20 protein-coding genes, 2 pseudogenes and 2 riboswitches are annotated in these 22,597 nt (G+C 71.7%); of the genes and pseudogenes, 8 read left to right on the top strand and 14 right to left on the bottom strand.

The annotated features are described in order from the left end of the window. Positions 1-28: 28 nt before the first annotated feature. The 5 genes from CCN42_RS12850 to CCN42_RS12830 form a co-directional block, all read right to left on the bottom strand. The gene (locus tag CCN42_RS12850; protein WP_086735494.1) at positions 29-1,825 is read right to left on the bottom strand and encodes an ABC transporter substrate-binding protein; all 1,797 of its coding nucleotides are present in this window, start codon (positions 1,823-1,825) and stop codon (positions 29-31) included. A 70-nt stretch (positions 1,826-1,895) separates the two neighbouring features. Beyond that, positions 1,896-2,903: an ABC transporter permease gene (locus CCN42_RS12845; RefSeq protein ID WP_086168267.1), complete on the bottom strand. Its 1,008-nt coding sequence runs from the start codon at positions 2,901-2,903 to the stop codon at positions 1,896-1,898. A 345-nt stretch (positions 2,904-3,248) separates the two neighbouring features. Next, the gene (locus CCN42_RS12840; protein ID WP_086168268.1) at positions 3,249-4,055 is read right to left on the bottom strand and encodes an enhanced serine sensitivity protein SseB C-terminal domain-containing protein; all 807 of its coding nucleotides are present in this window, start codon (positions 4,053-4,055) and stop codon (positions 3,249-3,251) included. Between the two features lie 160 nt (positions 4,056-4,215). Further along, complete coding sequence (locus tag CCN42_RS12835) at positions 4,216-4,992, bottom strand: enhanced serine sensitivity protein SseB (RefSeq protein ID WP_086735492.1); 777 nt, start codon at positions 4,990-4,992, stop codon at positions 4,216-4,218. Between the two features lie 111 nt (positions 4,993-5,103). After that, the gene (locus CCN42_RS12830) at positions 5,104-5,775 is read right to left on the bottom strand and encodes an AAA family ATPase (RefSeq protein ID WP_086735491.1); all 672 of its coding nucleotides are present in this window, start codon (positions 5,773-5,775) and stop codon (positions 5,104-5,106) included. 180 nt (positions 5,776-5,955) lie between these two features. Beyond that, a riboswitch (glycine riboswitch) is annotated at positions 5,956-6,055 on the top strand. Beyond that, positions 6,056-6,169, top strand: a riboswitch (glycine riboswitch). It begins immediately after the preceding riboswitch. 48 nt (positions 6,170-6,217) lie between these two features. On the opposite strand from CCN42_RS12830, the gene gcvT reads away from it, so the two are divergent. The 5 genes from gcvT (at position 6,218) to CCN42_RS12805 (ending at position 11,141) form a co-directional block, all read left to right on the top strand. Beyond that, complete coding sequence (gene gcvT / locus CCN42_RS12825; RefSeq protein ID WP_086735489.1) at positions 6,218-7,336, top strand: glycine cleavage system aminomethyltransferase GcvT; 1,119 nt, start codon at positions 6,218-6,220, stop codon at positions 7,334-7,336. Positions 7,337-7,469: 133 nt separating this feature from the next. Next, entirely contained in the window at positions 7,470-7,847 is a 378-nt protein-coding gene (gene gcvH / locus CCN42_RS12820; RefSeq protein ID WP_043504261.1) for a glycine cleavage system protein GcvH, read from the top strand. Positions 7,848-7,859: 12 nt separating this feature from the next. Next, complete coding sequence (glyA, locus tag CCN42_RS12815; protein ID WP_086168272.1) at positions 7,860-9,122, top strand: serine hydroxymethyltransferase; 1,263 nt, start codon at positions 7,860-7,862, stop codon at positions 9,120-9,122. A 64-nt stretch (positions 9,123-9,186) separates the two neighbouring features. Further along, positions 9,187-10,554, top strand: a complete 1,368-nt coding sequence (locus CCN42_RS12810; RefSeq protein WP_086735487.1) for an L-serine ammonia-lyase — start codon at positions 9,187-9,189, stop codon at positions 10,552-10,554. Positions 10,555-10,598: 44 nt separating this feature from the next. Further along, positions 10,599-11,141, top strand: coding sequence for an MOSC domain-containing protein (locus CCN42_RS12805; RefSeq protein WP_086735486.1), 543 nt, complete (start codon positions 10,599-10,601; stop codon positions 11,139-11,141). A 320-nt stretch (positions 11,142-11,461) separates the two neighbouring features. Here CCN42_RS12805 and CCN42_RS12800 read toward each other — a convergent pair. From CCN42_RS12800 to CCN42_RS12780, 5 genes and pseudogenes are all read right to left on the bottom strand, one after another. Then, positions 11,462-12,043: pseudogene (locus tag CCN42_RS12800) on the bottom strand (choice-of-anchor C family protein). A 211-nt stretch (positions 12,044-12,254) separates the two neighbouring features. Beyond that, positions 12,255-12,761, bottom strand: coding sequence for an RICIN domain-containing protein (locus CCN42_RS12795; protein ID WP_158102085.1), 507 nt, complete (start codon positions 12,759-12,761; stop codon positions 12,255-12,257). Between the two features lie 554 nt (positions 12,762-13,315). Beyond that, entirely contained in the window at positions 13,316-13,648 is a 333-nt protein-coding gene (locus CCN42_RS12790) for a DUF6197 family protein (RefSeq protein ID WP_086735483.1), read from the bottom strand. 20 nt (positions 13,649-13,668) lie between these two features. Beyond that, positions 13,669-14,448 carry an NADPH-dependent F420 reductase gene (locus tag CCN42_RS12785; RefSeq protein WP_422641162.1) on the bottom strand — a complete coding sequence of 260 codons (780 nt, stop codon included), beginning with the start codon at positions 14,446-14,448 and terminating at the stop codon, positions 13,669-13,671. An 8-nt stretch (positions 14,449-14,456) separates the two neighbouring features. After that, positions 14,457-15,449, bottom strand: a complete 993-nt coding sequence (locus CCN42_RS12780; RefSeq protein ID WP_086735480.1) for a zinc-dependent alcohol dehydrogenase family protein — start codon at positions 15,447-15,449, stop codon at positions 14,457-14,459. A 102-nt stretch (positions 15,450-15,551) separates the two neighbouring features. Between CCN42_RS12780 and CCN42_RS12775 the strand changes: the two genes are divergently transcribed. Beyond that, positions 15,552-16,481: an AraC family transcriptional regulator gene (locus CCN42_RS12775; protein WP_086735478.1), complete on the top strand. Its 930-nt coding sequence runs from the start codon at positions 15,552-15,554 to the stop codon at positions 16,479-16,481. A gap of 227 nt (positions 16,482-16,708) precedes the next feature. Beyond that, complete coding sequence (locus tag CCN42_RS12770; RefSeq protein WP_086735477.1) at positions 16,709-17,545, top strand: ABC transporter ATP-binding protein; 837 nt, start codon at positions 16,709-16,711, stop codon at positions 17,543-17,545. Positions 17,546-17,599: 54 nt separating this feature from the next. On the opposite strand, the gene CCN42_RS12765 is transcribed toward CCN42_RS12770, so the two are convergent. Both CCN42_RS12765 and CCN42_RS12760 read right to left on the bottom strand, forming a co-directional pair. Then, entirely contained in the window at positions 17,600-17,812 is a 213-nt protein-coding gene (locus CCN42_RS12765) for an EF-hand domain-containing protein (protein WP_086168278.1), read from the bottom strand. 60 nt (positions 17,813-17,872) lie between these two features. Further along, complete coding sequence (locus CCN42_RS12760; protein WP_086735475.1) at positions 17,873-18,784, bottom strand: helix-turn-helix domain-containing protein; 912 nt, start codon at positions 18,782-18,784, stop codon at positions 17,873-17,875. A 48-nt stretch (positions 18,785-18,832) separates the two neighbouring features. On the opposite strand from CCN42_RS12760, the gene CCN42_RS12755 reads away from it, so the two are divergent. After that, on the top strand, positions 18,833-19,468 hold the full coding sequence (locus tag CCN42_RS12755) for a GNAT family N-acetyltransferase (RefSeq protein WP_086735473.1): 636 nt from the start codon (positions 18,833-18,835) through the stop codon (positions 19,466-19,468). Positions 19,469-19,474: 6 nt separating this feature from the next. Here the strand turns inward: CCN42_RS12755 and CCN42_RS12750 are convergent. Both CCN42_RS12750 and CCN42_RS12745 read right to left on the bottom strand, forming a co-directional pair. After that, positions 19,475-20,648, bottom strand: a pseudogene (locus CCN42_RS12750) (YncE family protein). Continuing rightward, the gene (locus CCN42_RS12745; protein WP_211294689.1) at positions 20,648-22,366 is read right to left on the bottom strand and encodes a DAK2 domain-containing protein; all 1,719 of its coding nucleotides are present in this window, start codon (positions 22,364-22,366) and stop codon (positions 20,648-20,650) included. Before CCN42_RS12745 ends, CCN42_RS12750 begins: the two are co-directional and overlap by 1 nt. Positions 22,367-22,597 lie beyond the last annotated feature (231 nt).

Raw genomic sequence — 22,597 nt, 5'->3', positions numbered from 1 at the left:
CTTTCGTGCCGTACGGCGGGTGTGCCGGTTACTTCGTGTTCTTCAGGCCGAGGTTGACGAAGTCGTACATACCGCTGTACGCGTCAGTGGTGTAGACGTTCGCCAGCCGGTCCGAGCGCCAGTTGAGGAACCGCTCGAAGACGAAGGGCAGGTAGTACGCGCCCTCCATCACCTTGTGGTTGATCTCCGTGGCGATACGGGTCTTCTCGGCGTCGTCCAGCGTCTTCGTGTAGTCGGCGAAGAGGCCGTCGATCGTCTTGTCGTTGATGAGCGCGTAGTTGTTGTTGGCGCTCTCCAGGATGTACTTGCTGTGCCACAGCGGCAGGCCGTAGCCCTGGACGGACGGGAAGTCGGCACCCCAGCCCATGATGATGATGCCGTAGCCCTTCTTCTTCACGTTCGAGGGGCTGCCGACCACGCTGGAGTTCTGCGCACCGTCGTACTGGTCGATGTCGACGTCGATGCCGACCTTCTTCAGCGACGCCTGGAGCGACTCGGCGGTCGCGACCTCGGCGGGCTTGTTGTTGCGGACCGCGATCTTGGTCTTGAAGCCGTTCGGCTTGCCGCAGGCCTTCAGCTCTTCCTTGGCCTTGGCGACGTTGCCGCCCTTGTTCGCACCGGCCATGCCGTACGGGTCGTACTTCTGGCCCTCGCCGCCCGGGATGCCCGGGGGCAGCATGTTGGTGCCGATGTCACCGCCGGCCACGGGGCCGCCGCGCGCGGTCTGCAGCGAGACGTGGTCGGCGCCGTACAGCACCGCCTTGCGGCAGTGGATGTTGTCGAACGGCTTCACGTTCTGCGCGAGGGCCGCGTAACGGATGTAGCCGGAGACCGGGTTGTCCAGGTTGTCCTTGTGCTCCTTCAGGGCCGTGGAACGGCCCTGCGGGGAGAGGCTGGTCTGCGCCAGGTCCAGGTCGTAGTCACCGGCGATCAGACGGGCGTCCAGGTCGTTGGCGTTCGAGAAGAACTTGACCGTGATCTTGTCCGGGTACGCCTTGCGGATCGGGTCCGAGGACTGCTTCCAGGCGGTGTTGCGGACCAGCGTCAGGTCCTTGCCCGGGCTGTAGGACTCGAACTTGTACGGGCCGGAGGAGAACGGCTTCAGGCCGTACTTGGACTTGGTGTCCTTGTCCTGGCGGACCGGGGAGGCCGAGATGAGGGCCAGCATCTCCTCGAAGTCGGAGTTGGCCGCAGGCAGCTTGAAGACGATGGTCTTGTCGTTCGGCGTCTCGATGGCCTTCAGGCCGAGCTTGTCCGCGGACTTGTCCTTGTACGGGCCCTGGTACTCGCCCTTGGGGTCGAGCACCTCCTTCAGGTACGTCGGGCCGCCGGACAGCACGTCCTGCGCCCACACGCGCTCGATGCCGTACTTGATGTCCTTGGACGTGATCGGCTTGCCGTCCTCCCACGTGATGTCGTCACGCAGGGTGTACGTGTAGGTCTTGCCGTCGTCGCTGATCTTGGCGAGACCGGTGGCGAGGTCCGGGGTCAGCTCGGTGCCGGCCTTGCCGGGCTCCGTCTTGTTCGTGACGAGCTGGCGGCTGTAGTAGCGCGCGAAGTTCCACATGAAGCCGTAGTAGCCGCGGGTGGTGTCCCACGAGTCGGCGTCCTGCGGGGCGGCGAACTTCAGGGTGCCGCCCTTCTTCACGAGGTTGGCCTGCGCCACCTTGTTGTTGGCGGCGTCGAAGCCGGCCGCGCCGTTCTTCGAGCCGTTGTCGCTGTCCTTGCCACCGCCGCCGCACGCCGCCGTGGTCAGCAGCGCGGCGACCACCGCGGCAGCGGCCATGGCCTGCTTGCGCCGCCCTGAGGTGCGTTGGGTAGTCACGATCTCGGATCCTCCGGATTTGATGAGAGACCCCGTGTCTTGCGCCACGGGACGCTTGCGGTACGGCAGTTCAGCGGGAGCCCTTCGGGTCCAGCGCGTCGCGCACGCCGTCGCCGAAGAGGTTGAAGGCCAGCACGGTGATGAAGATCGCCACACCCGGGATCACCATGTACATGGGGTCCGAGTCGTAGTAGTCGATCGCGCTCGAGAGCATCTGCCCCCAGGAGGGCGTGGGCGGCTTGACGCCGACGCCCAGGAAGCTGAGTGCCGCCTCGGTGAGGATGTTGGTGGGGATCATCATCGTCGTGTACACGATGATGGGCGCGACCAGGTTGGGCAGCAGTTCCTTGAACAGGATGTAGAACCGCCCGGCGCCCAGCGAGCGGGCCGCCTCGACGTACTCGCGTTCGCGCAGCGAGAGCGTCTGGCCGCGCACCACGCGTCCGATGTAGGGCCAGCCGAAGAAGCCGATGACCAGGATCATCACGAACAGGCGCACGCCGGTGCCGGTCAGTCCCAGCATCTCGCTCGGCATGACGGAGACCAGGGCGATGATGAACAGCAGCTGGGGGAAGGCCAGCAGGCCGTCCATGACCCGGCTGATGACCGTGTCGACCCAGCCGCCGAAGAAGCCCGCGAGGACGCCGAGGACGGTGCCGAGGACGACGGCGACGATCGCCGACAGGAAGCCGACGAGCAGCGAGATCCGGGCGCCGTAGACGATCCGGGCGAAGATGTCGCGGCCGTTTACCGGCTCGACACCCAGCCAGTGCTCCCCGCTGATGCCGCCGAAGGAGCCCACCGGCGTGCCGAACAGCGGGTCGATGAGGTCCTCGTGGTGGGCCTCGGGGTCCTGTCCGACCAGGCTGGTGATCACCGGCGCGAGCACGGCGACCAGGATCAGGAACAGCACCACGATGCCGCCCGCGAGGGCCAGCTTGTCGCGCTTGAGTCGCTCCCAGGCGATCCGGCCCAGGGAGCGCCCCTGAACGGCCTTCGCGTCGCCGCCGACCAGCGCCGCTTCCTCGGCCGCACTCGGAGCCGCTTCCGCGGTCGGCTCGTGCAATGGTGCCGTCATCTGGCAGGGACCCCTCTCAACCGGCGGTAGCCGGCCCGCACTTGCCGCTGTAGCGGCGTGATCAGTCCGTCGTACACAGGGGCGAACACCCGGGCGAACACCCCTGGAGCGGGAGTCTTCAACGCTTTGGCGATCTGTTGCCAGACTTGACGGTGAATGGATGCGTAACCGTGATGCTGTCTGCCGGGTTCCGTTATCCGAACGCGACGTAACGCGGGCCGGACAGGGGCGAGTTGGGACAATCAGGGCAGGGCGGATCCTTCCGCCCCACGTCTACGCGCGCAGAGACCGCCGCACCGCGGATCTGACCGGGATACGGACGGACGGGAGCAGCGGCGGCCGGGATCAGTAGCGCCCGGTGGCCGGCGGGACCGGCGGGTAGCCGTAGCCGGCCGCGGGGGACTGCGCCGGGGCCGCGTGCGCCTCGCGGTCGTAGAACGGGCGGGCGTGGGCACGCAGCCACATCGCGACGGGGTCGTACTCGTCGGACATCGCGACCGTCGACACGGGCAGGCCGTCCGGTACGGCACTGATGGACTGCTGCATCATCGCGCGTACCGAGTCCACGGCCGCCGGGGAGGCCTCGTACACATCGAGTCCGATGGCGAGATACGGCGCCCCGAGGGCGGGCTGCACCCAGGCGCGGCGCAGCGAGCGGACGGCCGGGGTGCGGTGGGCGTTCTGGGTGAGCAGGGCGTAGAACGCGGGGATCTCGATGGTCGGTTCGGCCAGCCGCAGCGGACCGGCGGGCTGGCGGTCCAGCCCCGTGGCGATCCGGCGCAGGTCCAGCCACGGGATGCCGACGCCGCCGCCCGGGGCGTGCGGGTTCAGCCACAGGCCGTGGTGCTCGGGATAGAGGGTGCGGGCCACGTCGACGCCGTCGACCACCTCGTAGCTGCGGTTCCAGCCGCTCGCGGACAGCTCCTGGGCCGAGGTGACGCAGGGCGCGTAGCCGTGGCCGTCGACCTCCATGGCGCCGTACTGGGCGTCGGGGCTGCCGGCCTGGCCGTGCCACAGCAGCATCCAGACCTGACCGGAGGACGGGGTCGCGAGGGCACGCAGCAAGGCCTCGTAGGCGTCGTAGCGGCCGGGAGTGACCTGGCGCAGCATGTGCTCGACCTGGCCTGCCGCGGCGGTGCCGCTCGCGCTCACTGTTTACCGCCCCTTCGTAACGCCCTGATTCGAGCCGTGACCCTAGCTTAAGGCTGCCTGCCGACTCCGGGGTTGCGCCGTCCGGCGGGTGCGCCCGCGCCTGGGCGCGCGCACCCGCCGGAGCCGGTACCGGCCACAGCCCCGCGCCCGCAGGGGCGCTTCACCCGGCCCGCGTGTAGAAGGGCCGTATCCTCTCGCGCATCCAGTGGCCCACCGGGTCCTCCGCCACGTCCAGGAGGACGAGGTTGACGGGCCACTTGACCGGCGCCTTGCCGAGGGCGCGGCCCAGGGCGTCCAGGGGCGCGACGCGGGCGTCGCCCTCCCAGTGGGAGAGTTCGACGCCGACGAACATGACGGGGTCGGCGGTCTCGACGGCGGCCAGGCAGCGGCGGGCCGTCAGGACGACGCCGGTGCCGTCGAACTCGGCGGAGGCGGCGGAGAGGAAGTCGACGGGGTCGTCCTGCCAGTCCGGTTCGAAGAGGCGGACCCGGCCGCCGGTGCCCGGGCCGTCGAGGGGGGTGCGGCCGGTCCGGCAGAGTTCCGCGACGGCGGGCGGGGGCAGCGGGATACCGACGACGCCGCCCGGATTGAGGGCGATGCCCGCCTGCGGGGGCAGACCGCGGGCGAACTCGACGGCGGGCGCGATGGTGTACGGCATGTGGGCGCCGGCGGCCTGGCGGAGCTGTTCCTCGGAGCTGAACACCGGGACGTAGGCCTGGCCGTCGATCTCCATGCCGGGCAGGTCGAGGGAGCCGCTGTCCGGTCCGCCGCCGTTCGGCAGGGGCACCCAGACGAAGCTGCGGCCGAGCACCTCGAGGATGCGCCCCGCGGCCGAGGGGCCCGCGCCGAGGGACGCGGACAGCACCTCCTCCAGCTCGTTGCCGGGCCAGCCGCCGTGCGGCTGGGGGTGTGCGGAGAAGTCCCCCGGGAAGTCCATCTGCCTACCGCCTGCGTCGAACCACTGCGTGTGCCCGCTCAGGCTAGCGGGTGCCCGCGGCGCGCCGCCCGTGAGGCGGGCGAGCCCCCGGGCGCCGTGCCGCCGCCGTCCTCACCCGGTGAACCCGATCCGCCGCAGGGCGTCCGCCGCGTCACGGTCCAGCAGGATCGCCGAGCCGCAGCCGCGGGGCAGGTCGCCGCGCTCGGCGGCGCGCAGCAGGCGGGTGGCGGCGGCGCGGTGGCGCAGGAACGCGTAGCGCGAGACGCCGCGGCCGCGGGCGCGCTGGCCGGCCAGGGCCTGCTCGGGGGTGACGTCGAGGAGCAGCAGATGCAGGGTGCCGCCGCGGCGGCGGGCCTCGCGGGCGAGCCAGCGGCGCACCCAGGCCTGGGTGCCGCAGTCGTGGACGACGACGCCTCCGCCGGAGCGCAGGGTGCGGCGCAGCCCCGCGTAGTGCGCGAGGCGCACCAGGGGGCGGTAGACCGCGTACGGCAGGAAGCGGGGCATCCGGCGTTCCCAGCGGTCGCGGGTGTCCTGGGAGTCGACGCGCCGGGCGCCGCGCACCGCGCGGCGCATCAGGGTCGACTTGCCGCTGCCCGGCAGGCCCGTGACGACGGCGAGGTCCTCGGGGCCGAAGAGCAGGGCGTGCGGGCTGCGGCCGGCGCGCTCGCGGAGGTCACGGACGACGGGGGACGGCAACGGTGCGGACGCCTCCCCGGCCGGCAGGGCCGGCTGCCGGGGCGCCGCGATGCCGGTGGTGGTCGCGTACGCCGTGGTCCTGTTCACCGTGATCGTCCTCCCCTGGGGCGGTTCACGAGTTCCCATCCCCGTTGAGTGTAAAGAGAAGGTAATACGCGTTGCCTCGTGTTTTCGTTCTCGTAGCGCCACAGCCCGGTTACAGATCGCGGCCTGCCGCGATCCGGCGCGGCGTGCAATGATGTGCGCGCCAACTGCATACCGGCCGCTTGAATCCGCGCGGGAGAGTCCCCGGCCACCGTGTCGCCGGGGCGCCGAAGGAGCAAGTCCCTCCCTTGAATCTCTCAGGCCCCGTTACCGCGCGGGCGAGGCACATCTGAAAAGCGGGCCGCTCGCGCAGCGGCCCCACCCAAGGTGCAAGCCGTGACTACCCACCGCGGGGGTCATGGCGAACCTCTCAGGTTCCGATGACAGATGGGGAGGACCTTTCCTCGCCCGTTCTCGCGTTCATGCCCTGGGAGACGACCGACCGATGAGCAGTTCCGCACTCCGTCACACCGCGCTCGATGCCCTGCATCGGTCGCTCGGCGCGACGATGACCGACTTCGCCGGCTGGGACATGCCGCTGCGCTACGGCTCCGAGCGCGACGAGCACAACGCCGTGCGCACAGGCGCCGGCCTCTTCGACCTCTCGCACATGGGCGAGATCACGGTCACCGGCCCGGGCGCCGCCGAGCTGCTGAACCACGCGCTGGTCGGCAACATCGCCTCCGTCGGCGTGGGCCGCGCGCGCTACACCATGATCTGCCAGGAGGACGGCGGCATCCTCGACGACCTGATCGTCTACCGCCTGGCGGAGAGCGAGTACATGGTCGTCGCCAACGCCTCCAACGCCCAGGTGGTGCTGGACGCGCTGACCGCGCGGGCCGCCGGTTTCGACGCCGAGGTGCGCGACGACCGGGACGCGTACGCGCTGATCGCGGTGCAGGGGCCGCAGTCCCCGGGGATCCTCGCCTCGCTCACCGACGCCGATCTGGACGGCCTGAAGTACTACGCCGGGCTGCCCGGCACCGTCGCCGGCGTCCCCGCGCTGATCGCCCGCACCGGCTACACCGGCGAGGACGGCTTCGAGCTGTTCGTGAAGCCGGAGCACGCGGTCGAGCTGTGGCAGGCGCTGACCAAGGCGGGCGAGGGCGTGGGCCTGGTCCCGTGCGGGCTGTCCTGCCGCGACACGCTGCGCCTGGAGGCGGGCATGCCGCTGTACGGGCACGAGCTGTCCACCTCGCTGACCCCGTTCGACGCCGGGCTCGGCCGGGTGGTGAAGTTCGAGAAGGACGGCGACTTCGTGGGCCGGGCCGCGCTCGCCGAGGCCGCCGAGCGCGCCGCGCAGAACCCGCCGCGCGTCCTGGTCGGGCTGGTCGCCGAGGGCCGCCGCGTCCCGCGCGCCGGGTACCCGGTGGTCGCCGGCGGCGAGGTGATCGGCGAGGTCACCTCCGGGGCGCCGTCCCCGACCCTGGGCAAGCCGATCGCCATGGCCTACGTCGACGCCGCGCACGCGGCGCCCGGCACGCCCGGCGTCGGCGTGGACATCCGGGGCACCCACGAGCCGTACGAGGTCGTGGCGCTCCCCTTCTACAAGCGCCGGAAGTAGTCACCGCGCGGCCTCCGCGTGCGCCCGCCCTGCGCGACCGTCACGTGAGACCGCGCACATTTCCGCTGCTCACGCATGGTTGTGGCAGTCCCCCATTCATCATCACTCCCCCGCGTACAGGAGAATTCAGGCCATGAGCAACCCCCAGCAGCTGCGTTACAGCAAGGAGCACGAGTGGCTGTCGGCCGCCGAGGACGGCGTCGCGACGGTCGGCATCACCGAGTTCGCGGCCAACGCGCTCGGCGATGTCGTCTACGCCCAGCTCCCCGACGTGGGCTCCGAGGTGGCCGCGGGCGAGACCTGCGGCGAGCTGGAGTCCACCAAGTCCGTCAGCGACCTGTACTCCCCGGTCTCCGGTGAGGTCGTCGAGATCAACGAGGACGTCGTCAACGACCCGTCGCTGGTGAACTCCGCGCCCTTCGAGGGCGGCTGGCTGTTCAAGGTGCGGATCGCGGAGGAGCCGGCCGACCTGCTCTCCGCCGACGAGTACGCCGCCCACACCGCCGGCTAGGAGCCCGCACCGATGACTGTCCTGAACACGCCCCTGCACGAGCTGGACCCGGACGTCGCCGCCGCGGTCGACGCCGAGCTGCGCCGCCAGCAGTCCACGCTCGAGATGATCGCCTCCGAGAACTTCGCCCCGCTGGCGGTCATGGAGGCGCAGGGCTCGGTCCTGACCAACAAGTACGCCGAGGGCTACCCGGGCCGCCGCTACTACGGCGGCTGCGAGCACGTCGACGTCACCGAGCGGATCGCGATCGAGCGGGTCAAGGAGCTGTTCGGCGCCGAGTACGCCAACGTGCAGCCGCACTCGGGCGCCTCCGCCAACCAGGCCGCGCTGTTCGCCATGGCCCAGCCGGGCGACACCATCCTCGGCCTGGACCTGGCGCACGGCGGCCACCTCACCCACGGCATGCGGCTGAACTTCTCCGGCAAGCAGTTCAACGTGGTCGCCTACCACGTGGACGAGGCCGGCCTGGTCGACATGGCCGAGGTCGAGCGGCTCGCCAAGGAGCACCGCCCGAAGGTGATCATCGCCGGCTGGTCGGCCTACCCCCGGCAGCTGGACTTCGCCGAGTTCCGCCGGATCGCCGACGAGGTCGAGGCGTACCTGTGGGTCGACATGGCGCACTTCGCGGGCCTGGTCGCGGCCGGTCTCCACCCGAACCCGGTGGAGTACGCCGACGTGGTGACCTCCACCACCCACAAGACGCTGGGCGGCCCGCGCGGCGGGATCATCCTCGCCCGGCAGGACCTCGGCAAGAAGCTGAACTCGTCCGTCTTCCCGGGCTTCCAGGGCGGCCCCCTGGAGCACGTGATCGCGGCCAAGGCGGTCTCCTTCAAGATCGCCGCCTCGGAGGAGTTCAAGGAGCGCCAGCGCCGTACAGTGGAAGGCGCGCAGATCCTCGCCGAGCGGCTGACCGCGCCGGACGCCCGCGAGGCCGGGATCAACGTCCTCAGCGGCGGCACCGACGTCCACCTCGTCCTGGTCGACCTGCGCGACTCCGAGCTGGACGGCCAGCAGGCCGAGGACCGCCTCCACGAGGTGGGCATCACCGTCAACCGCAACGCGGTCCCCAACGACCCGCGGCCGCCGATGGTGACGTCCGGTCTGCGGATCGGCACGCCCGCCCTCGCCACCCGCGGCTTCACGGCCGAGGACTTCCGCGAGGTCGCGGACGTGATCGCGGAAGCGCTCAAGCCGTCCTGCGACGTCGAGGCGCTGAAGTCCAGGGTCACCGCCCTGGCGGACAAGCACCCGCTCTACCCGAGCGTCGGCAAGTAAGCACCACCCCGTGCGGGGCACCCCACCGGGTGCCCCGCCACCACCCGCATTTGAGGAGTCTGACGTGGCCATCTCGGTCTTCGACCTGTTCTCGATCGGCATCGGCCCGTCCAGTTCCCACACCGTGGGCCCGATGCGCGCGGCGCGCATGTTCGCCCGCCGGCTGCGCAACGAGGGCGTACTGGACTCGGTCGCCTCGGTGCGCACCGAGCTGTACGGCTCGCTGGGCGCCACCGGCCACGGCCACGGCACCCCGAAGGCCGTCCTGCTCGGCCTGGAGGGCGACTCGCCGCGCACCGTCGACGTGGAGAGTGCCGACGAGCGCGTGGAGCGCATCAAGGAGTCGGGCCGGATCCGGCTGCTCGGCGAGCGCGAGATCGCGTTCTCCTTCGACGACGACCTGGTCCTGCACCGCCGCAAGACCCTCCCCTACCACGCCAACGGCATGACGCTGTGGGCGTACGACGCCGACGGCACCGAGCTGCTGACCAAGACGTACTACTCGGTCGGCGGCGGCTTCGTCGTGGACGAGGACGCGGTCGGCGCGGACCGGATCAAGCTCGACGACACGGTCCTGAAGTACCCCTTCCGCACGGGCGACGAGCTGCTGCGCCTGACGAAGGAGACCGGCCTGTCGATCTCCGCGCTGATGCTGGAGAACGAGCGGGCCTGGCGCACCGAGGAGGAGATCCGCACGGGCCTGCTGGAGATCTGGCGGGTCATGCGGGAGTGCGTGGAGCGCGGCATGTCCCGCGAGGGCATCCTGCCGGGCGGGCTGCGCGTCAAGCGCCGCGCCGCGACCACCGCGCGCAAGCTGCGCTCCGAGGGCGACCCGCTGGCCCTGTCGATGGAGTGGATCACCCTCTACGCCATGGCCGTGAACGAGGAGAACGCGGCCGGCGGGCGCGTGGTGACCGCCCCGACCAACGGCGCCGCCGGGATCATCCCCGCGGTGCTGCACTACTACATCAACTTCGTGCCCGGCGCCGACGAGGACGGCGTGGTCCGCTTCCTGCTCGCCGCCGGCGCCATCGGCATGCTCTTCAAGGAGAACGCCTCCATCTCCGGCGCCGAGGTCGGCTGCCAGGGCGAGGTCGGCTCGGCCTGCTCCATGGCGGCCGGAGCCCTGGCCGAGGTGCTGGGCGGCTCGCCCGAGCAGGTGGAGAACGCCGCGGAGATCGGCATGGAGCACAACCTGGGTCTGACCTGCGACCCGGTCGGCGGCCTGGTGCAGATCCCGTGCATCGAGCGCAACGGCATGGCCGCCGTGAAGGCGGTCACGGCGGCGCGGATGGCGATGCGCGGCGACGGCTCGCACAAGGTGTCCCTGGACAAGGTCATCAAGACCATGAAGGACACCGGCGCGGACATGTCCGTGAAGTACAAGGAAACCGCCCGGGGCGGGCTGGCGGTCAACATCATCGAGTGCTGATCGCCGCGGGACGCGCCCCTCGGACGGCGGATACGCTCTCACCCATGGGTGGGATGATCGCTGCGGTCAGCAGCAACGAGACGTACTCCTTCTCCAAGCCGAACCGCGAGAGCATCACGCTCGTCGCCGGCCTCGGCGTCGAGGGTGACGTGCACGCCGGGAAGACCGTGAAGCACCGCAGCCGGATGGAGCGGGACCCGTCGCAGCCCAATCTGCGCCAGGTGCACCTGATCCACCAGGAGCTCTTCGACGAGGTCCGCGCGGCCGGGTTCGAGGTCGCCGCCGGGCAGCTCGGGGAGAACGTCACCACGCGCGGCATCGACCTGCTGGGCCTGCCTCGGGGCACCCTGCTGCACCTCGGCGACGAGGCCGTCGTCGAGGTGACCGGACTGCGCAACCCGTGCGCGCAGATCGACGGGCTCCAGGACGGGCTGATGAAGCAGCTCGTCGGCCGGGACGCCGACGGGGAGGTGTGGCGCCGGGCCGGGATCATGAGCGTCGTGCTGACCGGCGGCGTCGTGCGGCCCGGGGACCCGGTGCGGGTCGAGCTGCCGGACGGACCGCACACACCGCTGGACGTCGTCTGAGCCGACGGCGGCGGGAGCCTAGTAGTGCTTCGTCAGGTTCTGCCTTGTCTGCGGCGGCTTCGCGGGTTGGGCAGGGGGCGTCCGCAGGTGGTGCAGGTGCCGGTCCAGCACCTCAGCAGGTTCTGAAGGAGATCGAGGACCTGGTAGAGGGTCAGGCCGACGTCTGGGCTTTTGGGTCGAGCCGCCGGAGGGTGAGGAAGGCCTGGGCGGCGATGACGGTGGGGTCAGGTCCGGGCGGCGCGGAGGCTGCGCGCGGCGATCGTCTCCAGCTCGGCGGCGAAGGTGCCGGGCGGGTCGTCGATCGAGGGGGGTTGCGGGGGTCAGCAGCCGCAGGAGTTGACCCGCACGTTGTCGATGACCGGCCCGTACCGGGTGTGGGGAGTGGTGCTGGTGAAGCTGAGCATGGTGGTGGAGTTATTGGCCACGAACGAGACCCTCCACTCCTCGTAGCCCATGTTCCTCCGGGTCTTGCCACTGACGTCGAACCTGAAGTCCTGGATCACCTCTCCGTCGATGAGGACCCGGCCGGTCTTCACCGCAGGAGGACCGTCGGGGTTGCCCGCCAGGGATTAGGTGACCGTGTAGGGGTCCCCAGGGATGGTGGTGAAGGTCTGGGCCACCATGCCAGGGCCTGCGACATCAGGAGGGGGATTGAGGTCACCGCTCTGTTGCCCCTCGGCGGCCTGCCAGCACCCGTCGTCGACCACTTCGACGGCGCCGGACGTGACCTGCCACGGGCCGATGGAAGCGCCCGTGGCAATGCGCTTGAAGTAATCCGCCGGCACGATGGGCTCCTCGAACCCGCCATTGCCGAAGTCAGGGACCGGAGCGGCCGTCGCGCCGCCGGCCGAAGCGAACACGACGGCGGCCGTAGCAGCGGTGACGAAGGCACGTTTGCACATTTGGACGTCTCCTCATGAGTGACGCCCGGAGGCCGGGTGTCGGCGGCGCCGGCGAGTTCCCCGGACGCCTCGGCGACGGCGCGCAGCCAGCGCAGGTGATTCACACAGGAATGGCCAGCTGTCGCCGCACGATGTCCACACCCGGACTGCGGGGCGCGTCCATCGCGCGGCGCGTGTTCACAGCCAGAGGCTCACAGTCACAGCCAGAGGCTCACAGGAGGCGCCACTCCTGGTACGGCCGGTCGGCGGCGCATGTCTGCTGGACCACACCGGCTCCGTTGTAGATGTTCCCTCCCCTGACCTCCAGGCACTTGCCACTGTGCCGGGCGACCAGGGCGAAGTAGCTGTTGGGGCGCTGGACGAGCTTCCACTCCTGGTTGGGTGTGTTGTAACACTCCCACTGGTTGACGGTTCCCCCGTCAGCGATGCTCGCGTCCGCCACGTCCAGACACTTGTTGCTGTGCTGGGCGATCATTTTGTAGTAGCCGTTTCCCAGCGAGGTGAGGGTCCAGTTCTGGTTCGGCGTGTCGTAGCACTCCCACTGCTGGACGAATGCTCCATTGGCCGTGCTCGCGGCCGCAACATCCAGGCACTTGCCGCTGTGGTGAGTCTCCAGCTTGGTGCTGAGCGGGGCGGCGTTCGCAGGTGCGGCCGAGCCGACGACCAGCATCATCCCGCTGAGCGCGAGGGCGGACAAGCCAGCGGTGAATGCTCGCATGGATGCCTTCACGGTGATCTCCCTTGTCGAGTTGCGCTTTCGGGCGAACCGAGCTGTCACCGTTGTACAACAGAAGGGAAAAGGCATCCGGAGAGTAAGTATTGGCGATATAATCCCATTATATCTTTATTCGACAGTTGTGCGATCCGAATAAGCCATTATGGCACACCGAATTCACGTCGGCCGACAAAAGGATCGAACACTGGCCTGCTGCGCGCGATAAAAAAGAGGATGGCGGGTTCGGCTGAGCATAATGATACGCAACCCGCGTCTCCAGGCCTCAGTTTGCCGGCTACCCCGTTTCCCGGGTACGCAGAGTGAAGGAGGCCGTACGCGCTTCCAGCGGGTACACCGAAGAGTGATCGCATTCGATATCGATCGAACGCTTTGGGTCCACACTCGTTCGCGGTGTCCGGGCGCCCCGCACGGAACGGCCGGTACGGATCGGGTACGCCAGGACATCGACCGCCCGCCAGGAAGCTGGCGAGCCAGCTCGAAGCCCTGCGTCGGGCGGAGTGTCACAAGATCTTTACGACCCCAAGAAGGGCGGGACGTCACAGGCCGCGCGCGTCGGCCAGGGCGGCGGCCTCGCTGAGGATGCGGACGGCGGCCTTCCAGCCGGTCAGGTGGCGGTCGTTGGCCTCGGGGATCGTGTCCGCGCCGGGGAAGCGCCGGCGGATCGCGTCCAGGAGGACGTCCAGGGCGTCACCTTCGACGCGGGCGCTCGGAGCCGCGGCGTGCACCGCGCCGTACAGGCAGCGCGCCCCGTCCGCGTCCACGGTCGCGCCCCGGCACCAGCCGCCCGTACAGAGGCGGCGTGCCGCCCGCTGGAGCGTCGCGGCGGCCGAGGTGGCGTACGGGTCCTCCGCTGGCTCCGGGAGCACCACGGGGCGGGTGATGACGTCGGCTAGCCCCGGAACTCCGGCTTGCGGTCCGGGGAGGCCTCGGCCAGTGCCTTGGTGACGGCCTCCACTCCGGCGCGCAGTCCGTACACCGGGGTGCCGGGCTGCTGGCGCCAGGAGTCGTCGAGGCCGCCCGCGTCGACCGTGTCGAAGCCGAGTTCGTCGATCAGCGCCCGCACCTTCCGCTTGGCCTCCTCGTCGTCACCGGCGACCGGGACGGCGATCCGCTCGGGGTCGCCGGACGGGCGCGTGCGGTCGAGGAGGTCCTGGGCGTAGGTGCCGTTGAAGACCTTGATCACGGGGTGGCCGAGCCGGCGTTGCGTCCAGCGGCTCTCGGTGATGCCCTCGTCCTCGATCTCCGCGATCCGGCCGTCCCGCTCGCGCGGGTAGTAGTTGCCGGTGTCGATGACGGCGACCCCGTCTGCGGCCGCGTCGAGCAGGCCCGCCGGCAGGTCCGGCATCGCCTTGACCGGGATCGCGACGACGACGATCTCGGCGTCGCGCGCCGCCTCCGCCACCGGGACGGCCGTCGCCCCGGTCTCCTCCGCGAGCGCCGTGAGGGTGTGCGGTCCACGGGAGTTCGCCACGGAGACCTTGTGACCGAGGGCGGTGAGCCGCCGGGTGAGGTTGCCGCCGATGTTGCCCGCGCCGATGATGCCGATCTGCATGGCCGGCCCTTCCGAGTCGCTGTTGCTGAACCAGTGTTTCGCCGTGCGAGGAGCGACAACTGCGGGGAGGGACGGGCTATTCCGGCACGTGGGGCGAACGGGTGACGGTCGGGACACGGACCCGGTCAGACACGGACGACGATCTTCCCCGTGTGCCGGTTGGACTCCATCAGCCGATGGGCGTCCCCGATGCGGTCCAGGCCGTCGAAGACCTCGGCGACGACCGGCCGCAGGGTGCCGTCGGCGAGTCCGGTGCCCAGGTAGCGGGCGGTGCGGAGGCGGCCGTCGGCGGTGCCGCTCATGGTGAAGTTGTTGTAGCCGTGCACGGTCAGCGGCCAGGTCATCGGCAGTTCGGTCGGCAGCCCGCCCAGCCATCCGTAGCTGACCAGGGTGCCGCCCTCGACGGCCGCGTCGCCCAGTGTGCGGAACCCGGCGCCGCCGAGCCCGTCGAAGACGATCTCGGCGCCGCGTCCACCGGTGATCCGCCGGGTCTCCTCGACCACGTCCTCGCTGCCGCTGACGATCACCCGCTCCGCGCCCAGGTCGAGCAGTTGCCGCCGCTTGTCCTCGGTGCGGGTGGTGGCGATCGGCACGGCGCCCGCGCGGCGGGCGACCTGGATCGCGGCGGTGCCGGTGCCGCTGGACGCCCCGGTGATGAGCACGTGGTCGCCGGCGGTGAGACCGGCGGTGCGGACCAGGGCGCCGTACGCCGTGGAGTACGAGACCCACACGGCGGCGGCGGTGACCGCGTCGACACCGGCCGGGCGGGGCACGACGGAGTCCTCCGGCAGCAGGATCCGGTCGCCGTACACCCCGTGGGCGCTGAGTTCGAAGTTGGCGGCGGACATCACCGGGTCGCCGGGCGCGAAGGCGGTCACGCCCGGGCCGACCGCCGCGACGGTTCCGGCGGCCTCGTAGCCGTTGCGGGAGGCGGGCAGGGTGGGCTGGTAGAAGTAGCCGCCCGACCGGAAGAGCGCCTCGGCGCGGTTGAGGGCGAGCGCGGCGACGTCGACCAGCACCTCACCGGGGCCGGGGTCCGGCAGTTCCGTCTCCTCGACGCGCAGCACGTCCGGGCCGCCGAGTTCGTGAAAGAGCACTGTGCGTGCGGTGATTGACATGCCGTCGACGCTATGGCCGCATGGGTGAGACGATCCATGTCCTCCTGTCTCGATTTTCTGTCCGATCGTCTTTTGGTGTGGCGCGGCGGATACGGTACGGACATGGACGTACTCAGCGACGCCATCGCCGCGATGCGCACCGGGCACCCGCACTCCGCGCGCAACGACAAACACGCGCCCTGGGGCATGCGCTTCCAGGCGTCGGACGGGGCCGGGTTCCATGTGGTGCTGCGGGGTTCGGCGTTGCTGATCCCCGCGGCGGGCGAGCCGGTGGCCCTCGGCCCCGGCGATGTGGTGTTCCTGGCGCACGGGCGCGGGCACGCGCTGGCCAGCGCCCCGGACGTGCCCCTGGAGGAGGTACGGCTGGACGCGGACGGCCGCTGGCCGGACCCCGGACCGCCGTCCCGCGCGGGTGGGCCGGAGCCCGACGCGGTCATGCTGTGCGGGGCGTACACCCTGGACCGCTCCCGGGCGCACCCCCTGCTGACCGAGCTGCCGGAGGTGGTGCACCTGCCCGCCCGGGTCGGCGCGCACCGCTCGCTGCGGGCGGCGGTGGAACTGCTCGGCGAGGAACTCCAGGAGCCCCGGCCGGGCTCGGCGACGATCGTCAGCTCACTGCTGGACACCCTGCTGCTGTACATCCTGCGGGCCTGGTGGGAGGGCGAGTGCCGGGACGCGCGGGGCCATCCGACGGGCTGGGCCGCGGCGCTCGCCGACCCGGCGGTCGGGGCCGCGCTGCGCGCCGTGCACGGCGACCCGGCGCACCCGTGGACGGTGGAGGAGCTGGGCGCGCGGGGCGGTCTGTCCCGGGCGGCGTTCGCCCGGCGGTTCACCGCGCTGGTGGGCGAGCCGCCCCTCACGTATCTCACCTGGTGGCGGATGACCACGGCCGGCCGGCTGCTCCGCACGGACGACACCCCCCTCCGCCTGGTCGCCCAGCGCACCGGCTACACCTCGGAGTTCGCCTTCGCCAAGGCGTTCAAGCGGGAGTTCGGGGTGGCACCGGGGCAGTACCGGCGGCGGGCCTCTTAGGAGGGGGTGGGTCACCTCCCATGGCGGGATCCGCACCCACCGGACAAGGCCGCGGCCACTCGTTTCCCTTGCGCGAGAAGCGGCGGGGTGGTTGCCTGACCGGCATGACGCGGTGCGGTCTCCTTCTGCTCGGCTGCCGCGGCGGGGCCTGACGCGACCGGCGCCCCGACCGCGGGCCGCCGTGCCGCCGGTCACCGTCCGACCGAGTCGAAGGCCACCAGCAGACGATGACCACGACCACGCCCACCCATCAGTCACAAGTTCGGCGTCCCGGTCCGAGGGACGTGCTGCGCGCCGCGGATGTGCGCGTGGTGCGGGACGGGCGGCCGATCCTGCACGAGGTGTCCCTCACCGTCCGCGCGGGTGAGCACTGGGCGCTGCTCGGCGCGAACGGCGCCGGGAAGTCCACCCTGCTCGGGCTGCTCGGCGCCCGGATCCACCCCACCCGCGGCTCGGTGGAGGTGCTGGGCCGCCGGCTGGGCCGGGTCGACGTACGGGAACTGCGGACGTACGTCGGTCATGTCGACCCCCGGCATCCGCTGGCCGAGCCGCTGCGGGTGCGGGACGTCGTCCTGACCGGGGTGACCGGCTCGGTGGCGCCGGTGCCGCGGTGGCGTCCGACCGCGGAGCAGGAGGAGCGCGCCGACCGCCTCATCCGGACGCTCGGTCTGGAGGGCCACCGGGACGCCCGCTGGCCCACCCTCTCGCACGGGCAGCGCGGCCGGACCCTGATCGCCCGGGCGCTGATGCCCGAGCCCCGGCTGCTGCTTCTGGACGAGCCCGCCACGGGGCTCGACCTGCCGGGCCGGGAGCGGCTGATCGGCGCGCTGGACGAGCTGCGCCGGGACCGTCCCCTGCTGGCGACGGTCCTGGTCACCCATCATCTGGAGGAGCTGCCGCCGGGCACCACGCACGCGCTGCTGCTGCGGGAGGGGCGGGCGCTGGCCGCGGGGCCGGTGGCGGAGGTGCTCACCGGCGACAGGGTCGGCACCTGCTTCGACCTGCCGCTGGACCTGGAGCGGCGCGACGGCCGGTGGAGCGTGCGGATCAGGCGCCGCGCATGACACGGGGGCGCCCGCATCCCCGAGACGGGATGCGGGCGCCCCCGACGGCACGCGTCACTTGTTCACGTGGGCCCAGAACTCGTCGAACGACAGCAGCTTGTCGCCGTTGAGGTCACGGCTGGCGATGATCGCCTCGGCGACCGCCTCCGTCACGTTCCAGTCGCCGCCCTGCGCCAGGGCGGCCTTGAACTCGGCTGCGGTGATCTGGCCGTCCCCGTCCGTGTCGATCCGCTCGAACTGCTTGCGTGCTTCCTCGATGTCGGCCACCGATCCGCCCCTCTTCGTCATACCTTGCTGCATGGTGCTGTCGCACTGACGCAGGTCAGATTAGCTGCCCGCCCTCGCGCGCAATGCGGCGACCACCCAGGCGAAGTCCTCCGCGTGCGGCGGTGCGGGCTGCCGGTTGACGACGGCCAGCAGTTCCCGGTAGCGGGCGACGCGGTCGTCGAAGCCGGCCGTCATGCGTTCCAGGACGGCGCCGCGGCCGGCGTCGCCGAACAGCTCCCGCAGCACCTCCTCGGCCGCGGGCGCCCCGGGGGCGACACCGCGCTGCCGGGCCGGGCCCGCCAGCTCCACCAGGCGCCTGGCGAACCACAGGGACCGGCCGGGCGGCGCCTCCGGGTCCCGGTCGGCCGCGTTGAACTCCACGGCCCTCCGCATCTGGGCCCTGAAGGCCGGGTCCTGGAGCATCTCGGCCAGTTCCACCCAGGCGTCGACCTGCTCGGGCGTCGGGTCGTCGGCGAGGTCGACGGAGGTCTGCCGGATCCGCTCCCGGATGTCCGGGTCCACGTGGTCGAGCCCGTGCAGCGTCTCCGTCACGAACTCCTCCATGATCCGCTGCCGTTCCGCCGCCGACAGCCGTGCCAGCTTGTTCATCAGGGTCGTCTCCTCCGCTGTGGAACCACGTCGCGCCACGGTCGACAGCACCGCGCGGATCACCTTCAGCGACCTGATCCGCGCGTCCAGGGCCGCCACGTGCGCCGCCGCGACCTCCGCGACCGTCCGCTCCCCGGCCAGCACCCGGCGTACGTCGTCCAGGCCGAGGCCCAGTTCGCGCAGGGTGCGGATCAGTTCGAGGCGGGCGGCGGACCCGGCGTCGTAGAGCCGGTAGCCGCCCGCCGACCGGGTCACCGGGGTGAGGACGCCCTCGTCGGACCAGTAGCGGATGGTGCGCACGGTCAGTCCGGTGGCGCGGGCCAGCTCGCCGATGGTGAGGAGGCCGGTGCCGTGATCGCTCATGTCTGCGAGTGTGGGCCCTCCAGTGGGTGGAGACTCAAGGAGCGGTCGGTGGGACAGACCCTGCGGGACATTCTCGACGCGGCGGCGCGGGGCGGCTTCCCGCCGGCGGACGGCCGGACAACCGTGGTGCCGCAGCCCTGCGACCGGGACGCGGGAGTCCTGGCGTTCACCGGGCACTCGGTGGTGTTCACGGACGAGGACCCGCGGTGGGTGTACGACACGCTGGCCGCCCTGGACTGCGACGCCCTCGCCGCGACGATGAACCCCCTGTTCCTTGCGGCCTTCCTGGAGCGCACCGGGCGGACGGCCGAGACGATCGACGCGGTCCTGGTCGGCCCGCCCCTGCCGGGCGGGCCGCGCCTCGGCCTGCGGGAAGCCGACGTGGCCCATCCCCGCGTCGCCTACGCCCGCACGCGTCGCGACGAGGTGCGCGCCTGGGTGACGGAGGGCGCGGTGCTGGTGATGGGGCGCGGGGTGGCCGGACGGCTGGAGGTGTCCGTGGAGGTGGAGGAGGGCGTACGGCACCGGGGTCTGGGCCGGGCGCTGGCGGAGGCGGCCCGCCACCTCGCCGGTGAGCCGCTGTGGGCGCAGGTCGCGCCGGGGAACGCCCGCAGCGCACGGGCGTTCCAGGCGGCCGGCTACCGGCAGGTGGGCGCGGAGGTGCTGTTGCGCGCCCGGGGGTGACCGGGGTCAGCGGAAGATGCCGGTGTGGCCCAGTGAGTAGCGGCCCGGCTGGGGGTAGACGGCGAGGCCGTGCGGGCCGCTGCCGACGGGGATGCGGGCCAGCTGGGTGCCGGTGCGGGTGTCGATGGCGTACACCTCGGCGTCGTAGCGCCCGGACACAGCACCTTGCCGTCGGCGGAGACACCGCCCATGTCCGGGCTGCCGCCGTCGGGCAGGCGCCACTTCTTGGTGAGCTTGTTCTGGGTGAAGTCGAAGACGGAGACGGTGCCCTCGCCGCGGTTGGAGACGTACATCTCGCGGAGTCGCGGCCGACGTAGAGGCCGTGGCAGCCCTTGCCGGTGGGCAGCAGCTCGGGCTGCTCGAAGGTGTCGCCGTCGAGCACCCACATGCCGTGGGCCATCATGTCGGCGATGTAGAACCTCTTGCCGTCCGGGGAGATCTTCACGTCCTGCGGCATGGCGCCCTCGAAGGGCAGCTTCTGCTGTCCGACCACCTTCATCTTCTCGGTGTCGACCTTCAGCAGCTCGCCGCTGAACTCGCAGGAGACGATGAAGTAGCGGCCGTCCAGGGAGAAGTCGGCGTGGTTGACGCCGTAGCAGCTGACCGGCTCGGTCTTGATCCGCTTCATGGTGTGCGGGTCGCGGAAGACGAGTTCGCGGTCGAGGGAGGCCATCACCACGGCGTACTTGCCGTTGGGCGTGAAGTAGAGGTTGTAGGGGTCGTGGACGTCGACGGGCTTGCCCGCCTTGCCGGTCTTCGGGTCGATCGGGGTGAGGGTGTGGCCGCGGTTGTTGTTGACCCACAGGGTCTTCAGGTCCCAGGAGGGGACGACGTGCTGCGGCTGCCGCCCGACCCGGATGGTGTCGACGATCTCGTACGTCTTCGGGTCGATGACGGAGACCGTGTCCGACTCGGTGTTGGGGACGTAGACCCGGGAGGGGAAGTCCTTGACGACGGGCGAGAGCCGGTTCGGCCGGTCGGCGGCGTAGACGTCCTCCGGGTCGAGCACCGGGGGCATCCCCGGAAGCCCGTCGACCGGCGGCTGCTTCGGCGGGGCGGGCACGGCGGCCTGGGTGTCGGCGGTCCGTTCGGCGCCGCGTTCGGTCTCGGTGCCGCAGGCGGCGAGGGCGACGAGTGCGGCACCGGCGATCAGGGCGCGGGCGGGCAGGGTGCGTGGCATCAGCGGATCAGCTCCGTGGCGGTCACCGCGGTGAGGCCGCGGCGGTCGAGTTCATCCAGGACGGCGGGGAGGGCGGCGACCGTGTCGGCGTACCCGAAGTGCAGGCTCACGATGGATCCCGGCTGGATCCGGTCGAGGACGGTGCGGGCGGTGGCGGTGACGTCCGAGCCGATCAGGGCCACGTCCCCGTCGATGAGCCCGAGCACGTCGCCGGCCTGGCAGATGCCGGCCGTGGTCCAGGACTGCTCCGCGGCGACGGCGACCTCGGCGTAGCGGGTGGCGCCCGCCGCGGAGGTCATCGCGACGACGTCCTCGTCGAAACGGCGCTCCGGCTCGTGCACCGCGAGCGCCGCGATGCCCTGCACGGCGGACCGCGTGGGGATGAGAGCCACCCGGATGCCCTCCGCGCGGGCCTGCTCGGCCGCCGCCGCGGCGGTGTGCCGCAGCTCGGCGTCGTTGGGGAGCAGGACGACCTCGCGCGCGTGGGCCCGGCGTACCGCGTGCAGCAGTTCCCCGCTGGCGGGCGGCTCGCCGGGGCGCGCGAGCACGGTGGTCGCGCCTGCCTCGGCGTACAGCCCGGCCAGGCCCTCGCCGGGCACCACGGCCACCACCGCGCGCTGGACCCGCTCCGCGGGCGGGCGCTCCCCGCGCGCGGTGTGCACGTCGTCCGCGCCGAAGTGGGTGATCCGGATCCGGTACGGCCGGCCGGCCTCGACGCCCGCCTCGACGGCGGCACCGGCGTCGTCCACGTGCACGTGGACGTTCCACAGCCCGTCGCCGCCGACCACCACGAGGGAGTCCCCGAGCGCGTCCAGCCGCTGCCGCAGCCGCGCCACGGCGGTGTCGTCGGCCTCCAGCAGATAGATCACCTCGAAGGCGGGACCGCCGTCCTCGGGGACCGCCGCCCCTTCCGGGCAGGCCTGCCCGTCGTCCCCCGCGGGGTCCTCCACACGCGCGTGCCCCCCGGCCGGCGAGGCCGCCGCTGCGCGCGGTGCCTCCCCCGTGCAGGTCTCCACCAGTGCCCCGAGCACCGCCACGAGCCCGCGCCCCCCGGCGTCGACCACTCCGGCGCGCTCCAGCACGGCGAGCTGCCCGGGGGTGGCGGCGAGGGCGGCACGCGCCCCGTCGTAGGCGGCCCGCGCCACGGCACCGCAGCCGTCCGCGCCCGTCCCCGCCACCCCCACCGCTTCCGCGGCGTCCGCGGCGGCCGAGGCAACGGTGAGCACCGTCCCCTCCACAGGGTGGGCGACGGCCTGGCGGGCGGAGTCGGCGGCGCGGCGCAGGGCGAGCCGCAACCCGGGGCCGTCGGTGTGCGGGGCGGTGTCGTCGGCGGCGAGCACCTGGGCCATGCCACGCAGCAGCTGGGCGAGGATGGTCCCGGAGTTGCCGCGCGCCCCGATCAGCGCCCCGTGCGCCATCGCGCGCACGGCCTCCGCGAGCGACGGCCGCTCCGCCCCGCCCGCTCCGGCCTCACGCGTCCCCGCTCCGGCCTCACGCGGTGTGCCCGCTCCGGCCTCGTGGCCCGCGAACACCGCCTCCACGGCGGCGGCGGCCGACTCGACGGTCAGATACAGGTTCGTGCCGGTGTCGCCGTCCGCCACCGGGTACACGTTGATCGCGTCGATCTCCTCGCGCGCCCGCCCGAGGGCCGTGAGCGCGAGCCCGCACCAGGTGCGCACCGCGAGAGCATCGAAGAATGTCTGCGGCACCTGCGCCACCTGCGCCTCCTTGAGCTGCTGGACTGGTCGCAGCGTAGACCCAGGGCCCGGTGGCGGCCGGAAGAGGGCCGGGGCGGGCCCCGGATCAGCCATGGTAGTTTCGTTCTACGGGCGCAGCCGTTGTATGCTGCTCCGGTTGCCCGATCTGATCGGGCTTTTCCCCCCTGGCAGCGCCACTCAGATCTCAGACTGCTCTAGAGCTTGAGATCTCGATCCCGGCATGCCGGGATC

This window comes from Streptomyces glaucescens (assembly GCF_002154375.1).
GTDB classification, from domain to species: Bacteria; Actinomycetota; Actinomycetes; order Streptomycetales; family Streptomycetaceae; genus Streptomyces; species Streptomyces glaucescens.
Note: the sequence above shows the minus strand (reverse complement) of the source record. Positions and strands in the feature narration are given on the sequence as shown.

Bases quoted from the DNA above. Each gene is read 5' to 3' on its own strand.
- CCN42_RS12845 (WP_086168267.1), bottom strand. From the start codon at position 2,903: ATGACGGCACCATTGCACGAGCCGACCGCGGAAGCGGCTCCGAGTGCG.
- CCN42_RS12835 (WP_086735492.1), bottom strand. From the start codon at position 4,992: ATGGACTTCCCGGGGGACTTCTCCGCACACCCCCAGCCGCACGGCGGC.
- gcvT (WP_086735489.1), top strand. From the start codon at position 6,218: ATGAGCAGTTCCGCACTCCGTCACACCGCGCTCGATGCCCTGCATCGG.
- gcvH (WP_043504261.1), top strand. From the start codon at position 7,470: ATGAGCAACCCCCAGCAGCTGCGTTACAGCAAGGAGCACGAGTGGCTG.
- glyA (WP_086168272.1), top strand. From the start codon at position 7,860: ATGACTGTCCTGAACACGCCCCTGCACGAGCTGGACCCGGACGTCGCC.
- CCN42_RS12805 (WP_086735486.1), top strand. From the start codon at position 10,599: ATGGGTGGGATGATCGCTGCGGTCAGCAGCAACGAGACGTACTCCTTC.
- CCN42_RS12795 (WP_158102085.1), bottom strand. From the start codon at position 12,761: ATGCGAGCATTCACCGCTGGCTTGTCCGCCCTCGCGCTCAGCGGGATG.
- CCN42_RS12780 (WP_086735480.1), bottom strand. From the start codon at position 15,449: ATGTCAATCACCGCACGCACAGTGCTCTTTCACGAACTCGGCGGCCCG.
- CCN42_RS12775 (WP_086735478.1), top strand. From the start codon at position 15,552: ATGGACGTACTCAGCGACGCCATCGCCGCGATGCGCACCGGGCACCCG.
- CCN42_RS12770 (WP_086735477.1), top strand. From the start codon at position 16,709: ATGACCACGACCACGCCCACCCATCAGTCACAAGTTCGGCGTCCCGGT.
- CCN42_RS12760 (WP_086735475.1), bottom strand. From the start codon at position 18,784: ATGAGCGATCACGGCACCGGCCTCCTCACCATCGGCGAGCTGGCCCGC.